We start from the raw sequence: 13,584 nt of genomic DNA on the forward strand, positions 1-13,584 counted from the left end.
TCGGCGCCTTCAACACCGTGACCGCAGGGAAAGTCGAGCGGGGTATGTCGATTGTGGCATACAGCACAACCGTCGAGCGGCTCCTCGACTAGGCGTCGGCACGAGCGGCGCGCTTCTCCGCCTGAAAGACCCTGATCGCCTCGTAGCGCTCGGCGGATCGCGCCCGTCGCTTGGCTGCTTCGTCCTCGCGATTCTTCGGAGGTGCCGCGGTGACGAGCTCGCCGAGGAGACGGCTGACGACCTGCGCGATCTCTTCGACCGCACTGTCGAAGGCGGCTTCATTGGCTCGCGAGGGCGCCGTCGTCCCGGCGATCTTGCGAACGAACTGCAGGGCGGCGTCGTGGCATTCCGCCTCGGTGGCCGCGGGCTCGAGATTGTTCAACGGGACGATGTTTCGGCACATACCGGCACGCTACGCCGGGCCGTGGACAGACGGAAGAGGCGGCAGGGTGCGGTGATGATCCGCGATGGGATGGTGCGAGGGGCTTCGCGCTCGCTACGCTCGGGGCAATCGGAACCGCCGAGCGTGTTCCCCCGTGCACACCGTCGACAGGACAGAACATGACGAACCCCCCGTTCCCCGAGCCGCCGACCCCCGACTCCTCCGACCCGGGCACGCCGCCGCCCGCTGCTCCCGCCGCTCCTCCCGCTCCTCCCGCTCCCGCGTGGGACGCCGCACCGAGCGCCGCACCGGCCGCACCCGCCGCAGGCTACCCGGCTGCGGGTTACCCGGCCCCCGAGGCGCCCGTCTACCCGCAGCCCCAGCCGACTCCGCCCGGACGCGTGCTCTCGATCGTCGGTCTCGTGCTGGCCTTCCTGGTCGCTCCGGTCGGCCTCATCATCAGCATCGTGGCGGCCGTGAAACTCGGCAAGGCCAAGCAGCCGAAGGGTCTCGCCATCGCCGGCATCATCGTCGGCGCGCTCGTCACCATCTTCTGGATCATCCTCGTGGTCATCCTCGTCGCGGTGGCGGCGAGCCTCGTCGGGATGTGCGGAGAGCTCGGCGCCGGAGTATGGGAAGTCAACGGCGTCACCTACACCTGCGGTTGATCCGCACTGACGCGAACAGCGAGAGGGACCGGATGCGCATCGCATCCGGTCCCTCTCGCTGTGTCGGTGGCGACTACTTCTTGTAGTTCGGCGCCTCGACGACGATCTGCACGTCGTGCGGGTGCGACTCCTTGAGCCCCGCCGAGGTGATGCGCACGAACTTGCCGCGCGTCTTGAGCTCTTCGATCGTGCGCGCACCCACGTAGAACATCGACTGCCGCAGGCCGCCGACCAGCTGATACGCCACGGCGGCGAGGGGTCCGCGGTACGGCACCTGTCCCTCGATGCCCTCGGGGATGAGCTTGTCGTCGCTGGGGACGTCGGCCTGGAAGTAGCGGTCCTTGGAGTATGAGGTCTGCTTGCCGCGGGTCTGCATCGCACCGAGCGAGCCCATGCCCCGGTACTGCTTGAACTGCTTGCCGGACTGGAAGACGATCTCACCGGGCGACTCGTCGGTACCGGCCAGGAGCGAGCCGAGCATCACGGCGTCGGCACCGGCGACCAGCGCCTTGGCGATGTCGCCCGAGTACTGCAGACCGCCGTCGGCGATGACCGGGACCCCGGCGGGACGTGCGGCGAGGGAGGCCTCGTAGACCGCGGTGACCTGGGGCACACCGACACCGGCCACGACACGCGTGGTGCAGATGGATCCGGGACCGACACCGACCTTGACCGCGTCGACGCCGGCATCGATCAGCGCCTGAGCGCCTTCACGGGTCGCGACGTTGCCGCCGATGATGTCGATGTGCTCGAACGACGAGTCGGCCTTCAGCCGGCGGACGATGTCGATGACACCCTGGGACTGGCCGTTCGCGGTGTCGACGACGAGCACGTCGACCCCTGCGTCGCGCAAGGCCTCTGCACGCTCCCAGGCGTCGCCGAAGAAGCCGATCGCCGCGCCGACGCGCAGTCGACCCTGATCGTCCTTGGTGGCGAGCGGATACTTCTCGCTCTTGTCGAAGTCCTTGATGGTGATGAGACCGGCGAGCTTGCCCTCGTCGTCGATCAGCGGCAGCTTCTCGACGCGGTGCTTCGCGAACAGCGCGATGACCTCGCCTGCAGCGACGCCGACCCGAGCCGTGACGAGGTTCTCGCTCGTCATGACGTCTTTGACGAACGTCGTCTGGCGCTCGAAGCCCGAGACGAAGCGCATGTCGCGGTTCGTGATGATGCCGACCAGCTTGCCCTCGTCATCGACGACGGGAAGACCCGAGATGCGGTACTTCGCGCAGAGGTTGTCGACCTCTTCGACCGTCGCGTCCTGCGTCGTCGTGATCGGGTCGGTGATCATGCCGGACTCGCTGCGCTTCACGCGGTCGACGTGCGCGGCCTGGTCGGCGATGGCCAGGTTGCGGTGCAGGATGCCGATGCCGCCCTCACGAGCCATCGCGATCGCCATGCGCGACTCGGTGACGGTGTCCATCGCACTCGAGAGCAGCGGAGTGGCGACCGAGATACGCCGGGTGATGCGAGAAGACGTGTCTGCTTCGCTGGGGATGACGTCGGTGTGCCCTGGGAGCAACAGCACGTCATCGTACGTCAGTCCGACGAAGCCGAAGGGATCGTGCTGTTCCATGGATTCTCCTTCTGCGCGAGTCGCGCATGTCCGAGTGCGAGGGGGTGGTCGACGTCGGCCGGTGCGGGGCCGCGGCCCGTATGAAGATTCTAAGCGAGACACGCCCGAGAACATTCCCAGAAGCCCGTCGTTACCGGACTGTTGACACGGACCGTAGGTGAATCGCCGATCGCGCATTACGCTCAAATGCGTCGTCCATCCCTGCGGTCGAACCCGACACCGCAGAGACACAGCACTCATAGTGGAGGTTGCGTGGGACCCACAACAATCGTCGTGCAGCGAAAGCGCCCCTGGGTGGTCGCGCTGCTCGCTATCCTCATGGCGCTCACCGCGTTCGTGTTCCTGCCCCCCTCATCGGCTTCGGCCGAGACGACGGACGACGGGCAGGAGGTCACAGAGTTCTACCTCGCCGGTGTCGTCACCTTCGATGATCAACCCGTCGAAGGCGTGGTCATGTCCATCGATGGCAAGGGCTTCAAGGGCGAGACCGAGACGGACGCCGAAGGTAAATGGCGTCTCTACGTGCCCGAGAAGGCGAAGTACACACTGACGGTCGACGAGTCGACCCTTCCCGACGGCGTCATCGTCGACGCGTCACTCCTGCCACCGGGGACGCAGCCGATCTCGGGCACGACGGCCTCCTTCGAGGTCGAGTTCGGTCTCACCGGAACCAAGATCATGAATCTGTTCCTCGGCGAGGGTGAGCGGGTCACCGTCTCCTTCATCGATCAGCTGCTCTCGCGGCTGGTCGGCGGGCTGAACTTCGGCCTGCTGCTGGCACTCGCCTCGATGGGTGCAGCATTGATCTACGGCACCACGCGGCTGTCGAACTTCGCGCACGCCGAGATGGTGACGTGGGGCGGATTGGTCGCCCTCGTCACGACCACCTTCTGGCACCTCCCGCTCTGGGTCGGCATCGCTGCGGCCGTGATCGGCGGCGGGCTGTTCGGCTGGGCGCTCGATGCGGGCCTCTGGCGTCCGCTGCGAAGGCGCGGCCTCGGAGTGGTGCAGCTGATGATCGTCAGCATCGGGCTCTCGCTCGCGCTGCGGTACGTGTTCCAATTCATGATCGGCGGCGGCACCTACCAGCTGCCCGGCGCCAGTCCGACGCCCATCCAGTTCGGACCGATCTCGCTGTCCTACATCGACATCATCGCCATGAGCGTGAGCATCGTCGTCATCATCGCCGTCGCCTTCTTCCTCACGCGGACCCGCATCGGTAAGGCGACCCGCGCGATCTCCGACAACCCGCAGCTCGCTGCAGCATCCGGTATCGACGTCGACAAGGTCATCCGGTACGTCTGGATCCTCGCCGGCACTCTCGCCGCGATCTCCGGTGTGCTCTGGGGCTACTTCCGCCCGGGCGTGAAGTGGGACATGGGCATGCAGATGCTGCTGCTGATCTTCGCCGCCATCACGCTCGGCGGCCTCGGCACGGCCTTCGGCGCTCTCGTCGGTTCTCTCATCGTCGGTATCGCGGTCGAGGTCTCGACGCTGTGGATCCCGTCGGACCTGAAGTACGCGAGCGCGCTCGTCGTGCTCATCGTCATCCTCCTCGTGAGACCGCAGGGTCTGCTCGGACGCAGGGAAAGGTTGGGCTGATCGCCATGGACTTCGGAAGCATCTTCTCCAACACGGCCGTCTACCTCTTCAGCCCGGTCACCATCGCCTACGCGCTCGCAGCGACCGGTCTCGCCGTGCACTTCGGATACGCCGGCCTGCTCAACTTCGGCATGGCGGCGTTCATGGCGATCGGCGGCTACGGCTACGCCATCTCGGTGCTGAGCTTCGGCCTGCCCTGGTGGATCGGCATGCTCATCGGATTGCTGGGAGGCGCGTTCTTCGCCGTCCTCCTCGGCATCCCGACGCTGCGCCTGCGCGCCGACTATCTCGCCATTGCGACGATCGCCGCCGGCGAGATCGTGAGACTGCTGTTCACGACGCAGCTCTTCGACGAGTTCACGAACTCGGCCGACGGCTTGGCGCAGTACAACGGCGGATTCCGCGACGCGAACCCCATCCCCCCGGGCACATACGGGTTCGGGCCATGGATGTACAGCGCGAACGACCTGTGGAACCGCGTGTTCGGCGTGATCGTCCTCGCTGTCGCCATCCTGCTGGTGTGGGCGCTGATGCGCAGCCCGTGGGGGCGAGTCCTCAAAGGCATCCGCGAAGACGAGGACGCCGTGCGCTCGCTCGGCAAGAACGTCTTCGCCTACAAGATGCAGGCACTCGTCGTCGGTGGTGTGATCGGCGCGGCCGGCGGGATCATCTTCGTCCTCCCCTCGGCGGTCGTCCCCGGCAGCTATTCGACGTCGCTGACGTTCTTCCTGTGGACGATCCTCCTTCTCGGTGGCGCCGCCACGGTGTTCGGGCCCACGCTCGGTGCCGTGCTCTTCTGGGTCGTGTTCGCTTTCATGGCCAACCTGCTCCCATCCCTGGCGAAAGCGGGCCTCCTGCCTATGTCCGACAGCCAGGCGTCGACGCTCGTCTTCGTCTTCGTCGGCGTCGCCCTGATGCTGCTCGTGATCTTCCGCCCGCAGGGAATCCTCGGAGACAAGAGGGAGATGACCTTTGTCAAGTGAACTGACCCCAGAATCGGTCCCCGCGTCCGACGACGCGACGGTGACCGCCGCACCCGCAACGGGAAGCATCCGACGCCCGAAGACGACCGGCCTCACGAAAGGCGAGGTGAAGCCGGGCGTCGCCAAGGTCGATCCGATCCTCATCGTCGATGCCGTCCAGCGCCGCTTCGGCGGTCTGACCGCCGTCGACGTCGACCATGTCGAAGTGCCTCGGGGTGCGATCACCGCGCTGATCGGTCCGAACGGAGCGGGAAAGACCACTCTCTTCAATCTGCTCTGCGGATTCGACAAGCCCAACAGCGGAACCTGGTCGTTCGACGGCCACAGCCTCTCCGGCGTCCCTTCCTTCAAGGTGGCCAGGATGGGGCAGGTCCGCACTTTCCAGCTGACCAAGTCGCTCTCGCTGCTCACGGTCCTCGAGAACATGAAGCTCGGCGCTCCTCACCAGCGTGGCGAAGGCTTCTGGGCCAGCCTGTTCCCGTTCCTGTGGCGGGCGCAGGACACCGAGATCGAGGGCAAGGCGCGAGAACTGCTCGCACGCTTCAAGCTCGACGCGAAGGAGAAGGACTTCGCCGCATCGCTGTCCGGCGGTCAGCGCAAACTCCTCGAGATGGCGCGAGCGCTGATGAGCGATCCGACGCTGGTGATGCTCGACGAGCCCATGGCCGGCGTCAACCCCGCCCTCACGCAGTCGCTGCTCGACCACATCCTCGACCTCAAGGAGCAGGGGATGACCGTGCTGTTCGTCGAGCACGACATGCACATGGTCCGCCACATCGCCGACTGGGTGATCGTGATGGCCGAAGGACGCGTCGTCGCGGAGGGGCCTCCCGACGAGGTCATGGAGAACCCCGCGGTCGTGGACGCCTACCTGGGCGCGCACCAGGATCTCGACCTGGGAGCCGTCACCGGGCGCATCCCGGTGCTCGAGGATGCCACCGCGATCCGCCTCCGCGAGAAGATCGAAGCAGAAGCCGAGGCCGAGCTCGAAGCGAGCGATACGGCCCCCGGCACCGACGGGAAGGGCGCCGTATGAGCGCGGAAACGCCGACGAACGCACCACAGGCCGCAACACCCGACGACATCGTGGTCGAGCTGAAGGACGTGCACGCCGGATACCTCCCGGGCGTGAACATCCTCAACGGCGCGAACCTCGTCGCCCGCCAGGGTGAGCTGATCGGCATCATCGGTCCGAACGGCGCCGGCAAGTCGACTCTGCTCAAGGCGATCTTCGGACTGGTCAACGTGCGAAGCGGCGACATCACGGTGAAAGGCGAGAGCATCGTCGGCCTGAAGGCCGACAAGCTCGTCCGGCGCGGGGTGGCCTTCGTGCCGCAGACGAACAACGTGTTCCCATCGCTCTCGATCGAGGAGAACCTGCAGATGGGGCTCTATCAGAACCCCAAGATCTACCCGGAGCGGCTCGAGTTCGTCACCGGCATCTTCGCCGAGCTGGGCAAGCGCCTCAAACAGCGCGCCGGGTCTCTCTCCGGCGGCGAGCGTCAGATGGTCGCCATGTCGCGCGCGCTGATGATGGACCCGTCGGTGCTGCTCCTCGACGAGCCGTCAGCAGGCCTCTCCCCCGTGCGTCAGGACGATGCGTTCATCCGGGTCTCCGACATCAACAAGGCCGGCGTCACGACGATCATGGTGGAGCAGAACGCCCGCCGCTGTCTGCAGATCTGCGACCGCGGCTATGTGCTCGATCAGGGCAAGGACGCCCACGAAGGCACCGGTCGGGATCTGCTGAACGACCCGAAGGTGATCGGTCTCTACCTCGGAACCCTCGGCACCGACGCGGCCTGAGCCGCGCAGCCCGCACCCACGACAAAGGCCCCGGATCAGATCCGGGGCCTTCGTCATGTGATCCTGAGATCAGTTGGTGCGGGTGATCATGTTGTCGGCACCGTACTTGTAGATACCGATCGAGGCACCCTGGGGGTCGCCTGCCTCATCGAACGTGATGTCGCCGGAGTACCCGTTGTAGTCGGCCACACCGCCGTCGTTGATGATCTTGGCGCACTCGGCGAAGGTGGTGCACTCCTTGCCGTCACCGGAGCCGCCCGACACTTCCTGCATCTTGCCTGCGATGTCCGTGCCGGTGGTGGAACCGGCCGCGAGCGAGGCGAGCGCCACGAGGATGACGGCGTCGTAGGCCTCAGCCGCGTAGGTGAAGTCCTTGACCTCGGGGTTGCCCTCACCGGTCCAGTAGGCCTGGAGCCGGTCGGTGAAGTCATCTGCGAGTGCCGGACCGGCCTTGGTTCCCTGCGCGCCTTCGAGCGAGACCGGGATCTCCGTGCCGTAGTCGGACAGGTTGCCGTCGACCATGTAGAACTTGTCGGCCGAGATGCCGGCGTTCACCAGCAGCGGCGCGATGGTCTTGAACTGGTCGAACGACACGATCGCGACAGCGTCGGGGTTCTGAGCCTTGATGGACTCGACCTGTGCGTCGAACTGCGCATCACCGACGTTGAACGAGACCGACTCGACGACCTCGCCACCGGTGCCCTCGAACGTCGACGTGATGGCGTCGTTCAGGCCGGTGCCGTAAGCGTCGTTCTGGTAGATGATCCCGAGCGTCTTGGCTCCGTCCTCGGCGATCAGGTTGCCGAGCACCTCACCCTGGAGCAGGTCGCTGGGGGCGGTACGGAAGTACAGGCCGTTGTCGTCCCACGTGGTGAAGTCGGGCGACGTGTTCGAGGCCGAGATCTGCAGGATCCCCGCACTCACGTTGCCGTCGAGGATGAGCTTGGAGACACCGGAAGCGGCGGCTCCGACGATGGCGGAGACGCCGGCACCCTGCAGCTTGGTGATCGAGGTCTCGTAGGCCTTGGTGTCTGTGTCGCCCTCGTCTTCGGCCGTCAGGTCGATGGTGACTCCGGCGGCAGCGTCGTTGACCTCCTGGACCGCGAGTCCGACACCGGACTCCATGGGCGGGCCGAGGAACGCCAGCGAACCCGTCTGCGGAAGCAGCGATCCGAGCTTGAGCGTCAGGTCGGCAGCTGGCTTGTCGCTGCCGCCGTTCTCCGAGCTCGGCGTGCTGCTGCAGCCGGCGATGACGATGGCGGATGCACTGATCAGTGCGATCCCGGCGAAGACCTTCGCTGTGCGCGAGCCCTTCAATGCGTTCATGATGCTCCCTTGCGTAACTGAACGTGGATTGTGACCACAATCGGGTGCTCTAACACTAGGCCGTGAGGTCTGCGCGCAGGGGTCGCAAGTATCTCGGTGCGTTAACGATCCGACACCGGGTTTCCGCGCTGATGAGCCTCGGGATCAGACCGCGGCGACCTGCGGGATCCTGCGCCCGCGACGCGCATTGAGCAGCAGATCGACGACGAAGACCGCGATCGCGATCCACACGATGATGAAGCCCGCCCAGCGCTCGGCCGGCATCGGCTCGTTCAAGACCAGGAGGCCGATGAGGAACTGCATCACCGGGGTGATGAACTGGATCATCCCGATCACGGTGAGGTTGATCCGGCGGGTGCCGGCTGCGAAGAGAAGAAGGGGCACGGCGGTCGCGACCCCGGCGAAGGCGAGCAGCAGGGCGTGCGTCCACCCGTTCGTTCCCATCGTGATTCCGGTGGTCTGTGCGACGACGATCAGTTGAACCACCGCGATCGGGATCAGCCAGAACGATTCGAGGGTCAGGCCGCTGACCGCGTCGACCGCGGGGCCGATCTTCTTCTTGATGAGCCCGTACACCCCGAAGGAGGCGGTCAGCGACAAGGCGATCCACGGGACGTCGCCGTACGCGACGACGATCACGACGACCGCGATCGCCGCGATCGCGATGGCCGCCCACTGCAGTCTGCGGATGCGTTCCTTCAGTACGAAGACTCCGAGCAGCACGGTCGTGATCGGGTTGATGAAGTAGCCCAGGCTCGTCTCGATCACGTTGCCGCTGAGTGTCCCGATCAGGAACACCTGCCAGTTGACGTAGATCAGGAGGCCTGCGAGCGCCGTCCACCCCAGCAGTCTCGGTTGGCGGAGGATCACCCCCAGCGCCGCCCAACCACGCATCACCGTGAGCAGCAGAAGACAGAAGACGAACGACAGCAGCACCCGCCACGCCACGACCTCCCAGGGCCCGGTCGGCAGCAGGAGGAGGAAGTAGAGGGGAAGCACACCCCAGAGGAGATAGGCGGCTCCGGCGTACGCGACTCCGGCTGTCTGGGTCGCACGGGTCGTCTCGGGAGTCACCGCACAACCCTATGCCCGCCCCGAGTGCTCGAACTTCCCGTGCGGTGGGCCCGGCGGAGTTTGGCAGAAAACGGATGGCCGCTGGCGGACGCAGAAGGGGGCTCGGATGCGATACGCATCCGAGCCCCCTTCGAGGACCATGGCCCTGACCCTTCGAGAAGGGCCGGAAGCCGGGTTCAGCAGATCAGCGGACGACGACCGCGAGGACGTCGCGAGCGGACAGGACGAGGTACTCGTCTGCGCCGAACTTCACCTCGGTGCCGCCGTACTTGCTGTACAGGACACGGTCGCCGACGGCGACGTCGATCGGAACGCGGTTGCCGTTGTCGTCGATGCGGCCGGGGCCGACAGCCACGACCTCGCCCTCCTGGGGCTTCTCCTTGGCAGTGTCGGGGATGACCAGGCCACTCGCGGTGGTCTGCTCGGCCTCGACCTGCTGGATGACGATGCGGTCCTCGAGCGGCTTGATGGAAACCGACACGGTCTACCTCTTCTTTCTTGACGCTGACACGAAAGACTTGTTCGCACTCTCAACCCGAGAGTGCTAATCCAGTCTAGGCGCTCCGCTGGCACTCATGCAATGCGAGTGCCAGTGCGCGCCTCGGTTCGACTCACCGAGCGGGGAATTAGGCTGAGGGCGTGGAGATGTCCGAGCTGCGTGCCCTGCTGACCCCCGCCGGTCTCGAGCTGCTCGATGCGGTCGGACCGATCGGATCGACCGCCGACGTCGCCAGGGCCGTCTCGCGGCTGCGCGCCGAGGGGCACTCCCCCGAACTGGTCTCCGCCGTCGTCGGGCAGGCTCATCTGCGTTCCAAAGCGGCGGCGAAGTTCGGACCGTTCGCGGCGCGGATGCTGTTCACCCGCGCGGGCCTCGAGCAGGCGACCAGGCTCGGCGTCGCCGCCCGGCATGCGCAGCGGATCCGCAGCGCGGGCCTCACCCGGGTCGCCGATCTGGGCTGCGGCATCGGGGGCGACTCCCTCGCCTTCACCGGAGCAGGACTCGACGTGCTGGCCGTCGACGCCGACGAGGTCACCGCAGCGATCGCCGCCTACAACCTGGCTCCGTTCGGGGACAGCGCGGTGGTGCGTCACGGTACCGCAGAAGACGCCCTGCCCGCATCGGAGAGCCCGAGCACCCGCGCGATCTGGATGGATCCGGCCCGACGCACATCCGGACACAGCGAGACCCGGCGCGTCTCCGCCGACGACTACTCGCCCTCGCTGGATTGGGCATTCGACGTCGCGGCCCGCCATCCGACCGGCATCAAGCTCGGACCAGCCCACGACCGCGACACGCTCCCCTCCGACGCCGAGGCACAGTGGGTCAGCGCCGACGGCAGCGTCGTCGAACTCGTCGTCTGGAGCGGTGTCCTCGCCAGAGAAGGAGTGCGCCGCTCGGCCCTCGTGATCCGCGACGACCGTTCGCACGAACTGACCGCGCCCGCAGACGCCACCGACGAACCGGTGCGCGAGCTCGGAGCCTTCCTGCACGAGCCGGACGGGGCCGTCATCCGCGCACGCCTGATCGGCGACGTGGCCAGGAGCCTCGACGCCGGGATGCTCGACGAGCACATCGCCTACCTGACATCGGACACGGCACTGACGAGCCCGTTCGTGCAGTCTTTCCGCGTGCGGGAGACCCTTCCGGCAAGCCCCAAGGCGATCAGTGCCGCACTGAAGGCGCACGGCATCGGACGCCTCGAGATCAAGAAGCGCGGGGTCGATGTGGACCCTGCGACGTTCCGCAAGAAGCTCGTGCTGCGCGGCGATGAGGAGGCGACGCTGATCCTCGCACGAGTGGGCGACAAGCGTCTGGCGATCCTCTCCGACCGGGTGCCGGCCGCAGGCTGATCAGCGCTCAGCCGCCCGTACCGCGCCCCGGTGGCTCGACCTCGATCGGATCACCGGGAGGGGCCTCCACGAGAACGGAATCCCCCGGAGTGACGCTGAGTTGCGCAGGCGCTGCGGTGACGACCAGGTACGGGGTCTGCCACCTCGTGAACCTCGCCTCGAGCATCGACGAACCGACCACCGCACCGTCGGCTACGCCGACGTCGTCGACCCGGGTCCCGATCCCGGACTCCAACGCCGCGGCGAGGGGCATGCACGTCGTCTGGTCACGGGCATCGACGATGAGGCACTTCTCGATATCGCCCTGCTCCGAGAACCGGTCGCCGATCCATACGGGCGCCGAACGGAAGTAGCCGAGGATCGCGATCGAGAAGGCGAATCCCTGGTCGGCAAGCTCTTCTGCACGAGCACGCTCCTCGCCAGCGAACTGTGAGGACGACGTGGGTGACATCGTCCATCGCTGCAGAGCGACCATGGGCTCACCCGCCGTCGAGACGAGCATCGTGGCACCCACACCCTCCATGCCGGAAGGGTCATCGTCCGAGTCGTCGCGTGCAATGGGGAACGACACGCTCAGTCCCCGCCCGACGTCACCGCCTCTGAGGCAGCTCGACTGCGATTGTTCGCCGACATCGAGGATCAGACACACGAAGGTGGCATCGTCTTTGGTGGCGTACCAGGCCAGGGCGTTCTCGTCGCGTGCGACTGCACGGAGCGAGCCGGGATCGAAGTCGGCCGCGGCGAGCACGTCACGGCGCTCCTGCTGCGCGGCCGTCAGCACGATACCGTCGGCGCGTGGCGCGAACAGCGCCCATCCGGTGATGACGCCGGTGGCGAGAAGCAGTACGGCGAGCACGGAGACGCCCACCCGATACTGCCGCAGGGCACGACGGATGGTGCTCCGTGCGTTCGACGTCGCCGGCATGGGATCAGCCGCCTGTGCGAACGCTTGCTCGTCATCCTCCCCCTGATCCGGGGCATCATCGTGCGGGGACTCCGGCCGCTCGTCTGCGGAATCCTCGCTCGACGATGGGGACTCCGCGGGCGTCGACAGCGATCGGCGCCGCTCTTCGAGTTCGCGCAGCCGCTTCATCTCGTGGTCCGCCATGAGGCCATCACGGCTGTAGGCCTTGCGCTGGAGCGCCCGCAGCTCGTCGGCGTCACTCTCTGCCAGCACCGTCGGCACCTCCCACACGCGTGACCATCAGAGAGGAGCTCCCGTTGCTCGCGGTCGGAAGCTCGAGGCGGGTGACGTCGCCGCTCTCCTCGTCGACCACGTTCAGCACCAGCGTGGCGCTCTGCTCCTGCATCGTGAGCGCGTCGGCGCAGACCCGCGGGAACTGCTCATCGGAGCCGTCGTAGATGAGGCAGGTCTGGAAGCCCTTGACCTCCATACCCGTCCACACCGGCACCTCACCGTCGTAGCCGATGACCCAGAGCGAGTTGATCTCGAACCCCTGCGCCGCGATCCGCTTCGCCTTCTCCGCCTCTTCGGCGTTCGCATACATCACACCGTTGGTGGTGCCGGGGCCGTATTCTTCCGTGCGGGCGGAGACGGCAGGTTCGCCGGATGCGGTGAACATCATCTGCACGTTGAGCTCACGTCTGACCTCGTCGCTCGATTCCAGAGTGACTGCTCCGAACAGACCCGTCTTCTCGACCGTCTCGGTGAGCTCGCAGTTGGGCAGCGCCGACGCGGATTTCGCCACGAGCAGGCACGTCCTCTCGCCGTCGTCTTTGGTCGCCGTCCAGATCACCGCTCCCTGCTCGACCGCGAGGGCGCGCAGGGATCCCTGGTCGTAGAGGTCTCCGGCAAGCAGAGCGCCCTGCCACTCCTGCTGTTGTGCGGACAGAGCGACCGGAGCAGGACCAGACCTGCCGAAGAGCATCCATCCGACCCCTGCACCGACCACCACCAACGCCGCGGCGACGAGCACGGCCGGGCGCCAGTGCGCGCGCAGCAGAGAGCGAACGGTCTCCACGGAATCGAGTGTGTCTCCCCCGGCTGTCGACGAACCGGCATCCGCGGCGGCGAACGACTCAGCGGCATCGTCCTGCCGATGCTCTGACTCAACGCCGCGGAGTTCGCCGGTCCCTTCGCCGCGCAGCCGTGCAGTGGTCGGCGACGACGCGACATCGAGCGGTGTCGCCGAGTCGAGCGGTGTCGTCGTGTCGGCGGACGCAGCGGTAGGCACGAACCGACGCCCCTCGAGGTCGTTCAGCCTGAGTGCTTCTGCCTCGGTGAGCGCCGCGTCCCGGCCATAGGCCCGCGCCTGCAGGGAGCGCAGTTCCTCGACCTCGTCGGCGCCCAGCATT

13 protein-coding genes are annotated in these 13,584 nt (G+C 66.6%); 6 read left to right on the forward strand and 7 right to left on the reverse strand.

The genetic code is table 11. The features are described from left to right. Window positions 1-88 precede the first annotated feature (88 nt). Window positions 89-403, reverse strand: coding sequence for a DUF2277 domain-containing protein (locus tag ACIQTX_RS15750; protein ID WP_028502319.1), 315 nt, complete (start codon window positions 401-403; stop codon window positions 89-91). Between the two features lie 158 nt (window positions 404-561). On the opposite strand from ACIQTX_RS15750, the gene ACIQTX_RS15755 reads away from it, so the two are divergent. Beyond that, complete coding sequence (locus ACIQTX_RS15755) at window positions 562-1,050, forward strand: DUF4190 domain-containing protein (RefSeq protein WP_402973805.1); 489 nt, start codon at window positions 562-564, stop codon at window positions 1,048-1,050. A 73-nt stretch (window positions 1,051-1,123) separates the two neighbouring features. On the opposite strand, the gene guaB is transcribed toward ACIQTX_RS15755, so the two are convergent. Next, window positions 1,124-2,626 carry an IMP dehydrogenase gene (guaB, locus tag ACIQTX_RS15760; RefSeq protein ID WP_402973808.1) on the reverse strand — a complete coding sequence of 501 codons (1,503 nt, stop codon included), beginning with the start codon at window positions 2,624-2,626 and terminating at the stop codon, window positions 1,124-1,126. A 318-nt stretch (window positions 2,627-2,944) separates the two neighbouring features. Between guaB and ACIQTX_RS15765 the strand changes: the two genes are divergently transcribed. Genes ACIQTX_RS15765 through ACIQTX_RS15780 form a run of 4 tightly spaced genes read left to right on the forward strand, consistent with a single transcriptional unit; the run spans window position 2,945 to window position 7,017 of the window. Beyond that, window positions 2,945-4,228, forward strand: a complete 1,284-nt coding sequence (locus ACIQTX_RS15765) for a branched-chain amino acid ABC transporter permease (RefSeq protein WP_258131232.1) — start codon at window positions 2,945-2,947, stop codon at window positions 4,226-4,228. Window positions 4,229-4,233: 5 nt separating this feature from the next. Then, window positions 4,234-5,211 (forward strand): branched-chain amino acid ABC transporter permease, encoded by a 978-nt coding sequence (locus ACIQTX_RS15770; RefSeq protein WP_028502316.1) that lies wholly within the window; start codon window positions 4,234-4,236, stop codon window positions 5,209-5,211. Between the two features lie 40 nt (window positions 5,212-5,251). Further along, the gene (locus tag ACIQTX_RS15775) at window positions 5,252-6,247 is read left to right on the forward strand and encodes an ABC transporter ATP-binding protein (protein ID WP_402973811.1); all 996 of its coding nucleotides are present in this window, start codon (window positions 5,252-5,254) and stop codon (window positions 6,245-6,247) included. Beyond that, on the forward strand, window positions 6,244-7,017 hold the full coding sequence (locus tag ACIQTX_RS15780; protein ID WP_402973814.1) for an ABC transporter ATP-binding protein: 774 nt from the start codon (window positions 6,244-6,246) through the stop codon (window positions 7,015-7,017). Before ACIQTX_RS15775 ends, ACIQTX_RS15780 begins: the two co-directional genes overlap by 4 nt. Before the next feature lie 69 nt (window positions 7,018-7,086). On the opposite strand, the gene ACIQTX_RS15785 is transcribed toward ACIQTX_RS15780, so the two are convergent. The 3 genes from ACIQTX_RS15785 to groES form a co-directional block, all read right to left on the reverse strand. After that, the gene (locus ACIQTX_RS15785) at window positions 7,087-8,343 is read right to left on the reverse strand and encodes an ABC transporter substrate-binding protein (RefSeq protein ID WP_105527633.1); all 1,257 of its coding nucleotides are present in this window, start codon (window positions 8,341-8,343) and stop codon (window positions 7,087-7,089) included. Window positions 8,344-8,487: 144 nt separating this feature from the next. Next, window positions 8,488-9,417: an EamA family transporter RarD gene (gene rarD / locus ACIQTX_RS15790; RefSeq protein WP_402973817.1), complete on the reverse strand. Its 930-nt coding sequence runs from the start codon at window positions 9,415-9,417 to the stop codon at window positions 8,488-8,490. 184 nt (window positions 9,418-9,601) lie between these two features. Further along, window positions 9,602-9,898: a co-chaperone GroES gene (groES, locus tag ACIQTX_RS15795; RefSeq protein WP_028502311.1), complete on the reverse strand. Its 297-nt coding sequence runs from the start codon at window positions 9,896-9,898 to the stop codon at window positions 9,602-9,604. A gap of 164 nt (window positions 9,899-10,062) precedes the next feature. Here groES and ACIQTX_RS15800 point away from each other — a divergent pair, with 164 nt between their 5' ends. Continuing rightward, window positions 10,063-11,268 carry an SAM-dependent methyltransferase gene (locus ACIQTX_RS15800; RefSeq protein WP_402975562.1) on the forward strand — a complete coding sequence of 402 codons (1,206 nt, stop codon included), beginning with the start codon at window positions 10,063-10,065 and terminating at the stop codon, window positions 11,266-11,268. Window positions 11,269-11,275: 7 nt separating this feature from the next. Here ACIQTX_RS15800 and ACIQTX_RS15805 read toward each other — a convergent pair whose 3' ends face one another. Next, window positions 11,276-12,445, reverse strand: a complete 1,170-nt coding sequence (locus ACIQTX_RS15805) for a hypothetical protein (protein ID WP_402973821.1) — start codon at window positions 12,443-12,445, stop codon at window positions 11,276-11,278. Continuing rightward, on the reverse strand, window positions 12,429-13,583 hold the full coding sequence (locus ACIQTX_RS15810; protein WP_402973824.1) for a hypothetical protein: 1,155 nt from the start codon (window positions 13,581-13,583) through the stop codon (window positions 12,429-12,431). The genes ACIQTX_RS15805 and ACIQTX_RS15810 overlap by 17 nt, the downstream gene beginning before the upstream one ends. Window position 13,584: the final 1 nt, after the last annotated feature.

Origin of the sequence: Microbacterium sp. NPDC090281 (assembly GCF_044769635.1) — a bacterium.
Taxonomy (GTDB): domain Bacteria; phylum Actinomycetota; class Actinomycetes; order Actinomycetales; family Microbacteriaceae; genus Microbacterium.

Excerpts from the sequence above, each read along its gene's own strand:
- ACIQTX_RS15750 (WP_028502319.1), bottom strand. The coding sequence starts at position 403 with ATGTGCCGAAACATCGTCCCGTTGAACAATCTCGAGCCCGCGGCCACC.
- ACIQTX_RS15755 (WP_402973805.1), top strand. The coding sequence starts at position 562 with ATGACGAACCCCCCGTTCCCCGAGCCGCCGACCCCCGACTCCTCCGAC.
- guaB (WP_402973808.1), bottom strand. The coding sequence starts at position 2,626 with ATGGAACAGCACGATCCCTTCGGCTTCGTCGGACTGACGTACGATGAC.
- ACIQTX_RS15765 (WP_258131232.1), top strand. The coding sequence starts at position 2,945 with ATGGCGCTCACCGCGTTCGTGTTCCTGCCCCCCTCATCGGCTTCGGCC.
- ACIQTX_RS15770 (WP_028502316.1), top strand. The coding sequence starts at position 4,234 with ATGGACTTCGGAAGCATCTTCTCCAACACGGCCGTCTACCTCTTCAGC.
- ACIQTX_RS15780 (WP_402973814.1), top strand. The coding sequence starts at position 6,244 with ATGAGCGCGGAAACGCCGACGAACGCACCACAGGCCGCAACACCCGAC.
- ACIQTX_RS15785 (WP_105527633.1), bottom strand. The coding sequence starts at position 8,343 with ATGAACGCATTGAAGGGCTCGCGCACAGCGAAGGTCTTCGCCGGGATC.
- ACIQTX_RS15800 (WP_402975562.1), top strand. The coding sequence starts at position 10,063 with ATGTCCGAGCTGCGTGCCCTGCTGACCCCCGCCGGTCTCGAGCTGCTC.
- ACIQTX_RS15810 (WP_402973824.1), bottom strand. The coding sequence starts at position 13,583 with ATGCTGGGCGCCGACGAGGTCGAGGAACTGCGCTCCCTGCAGGCGCGG.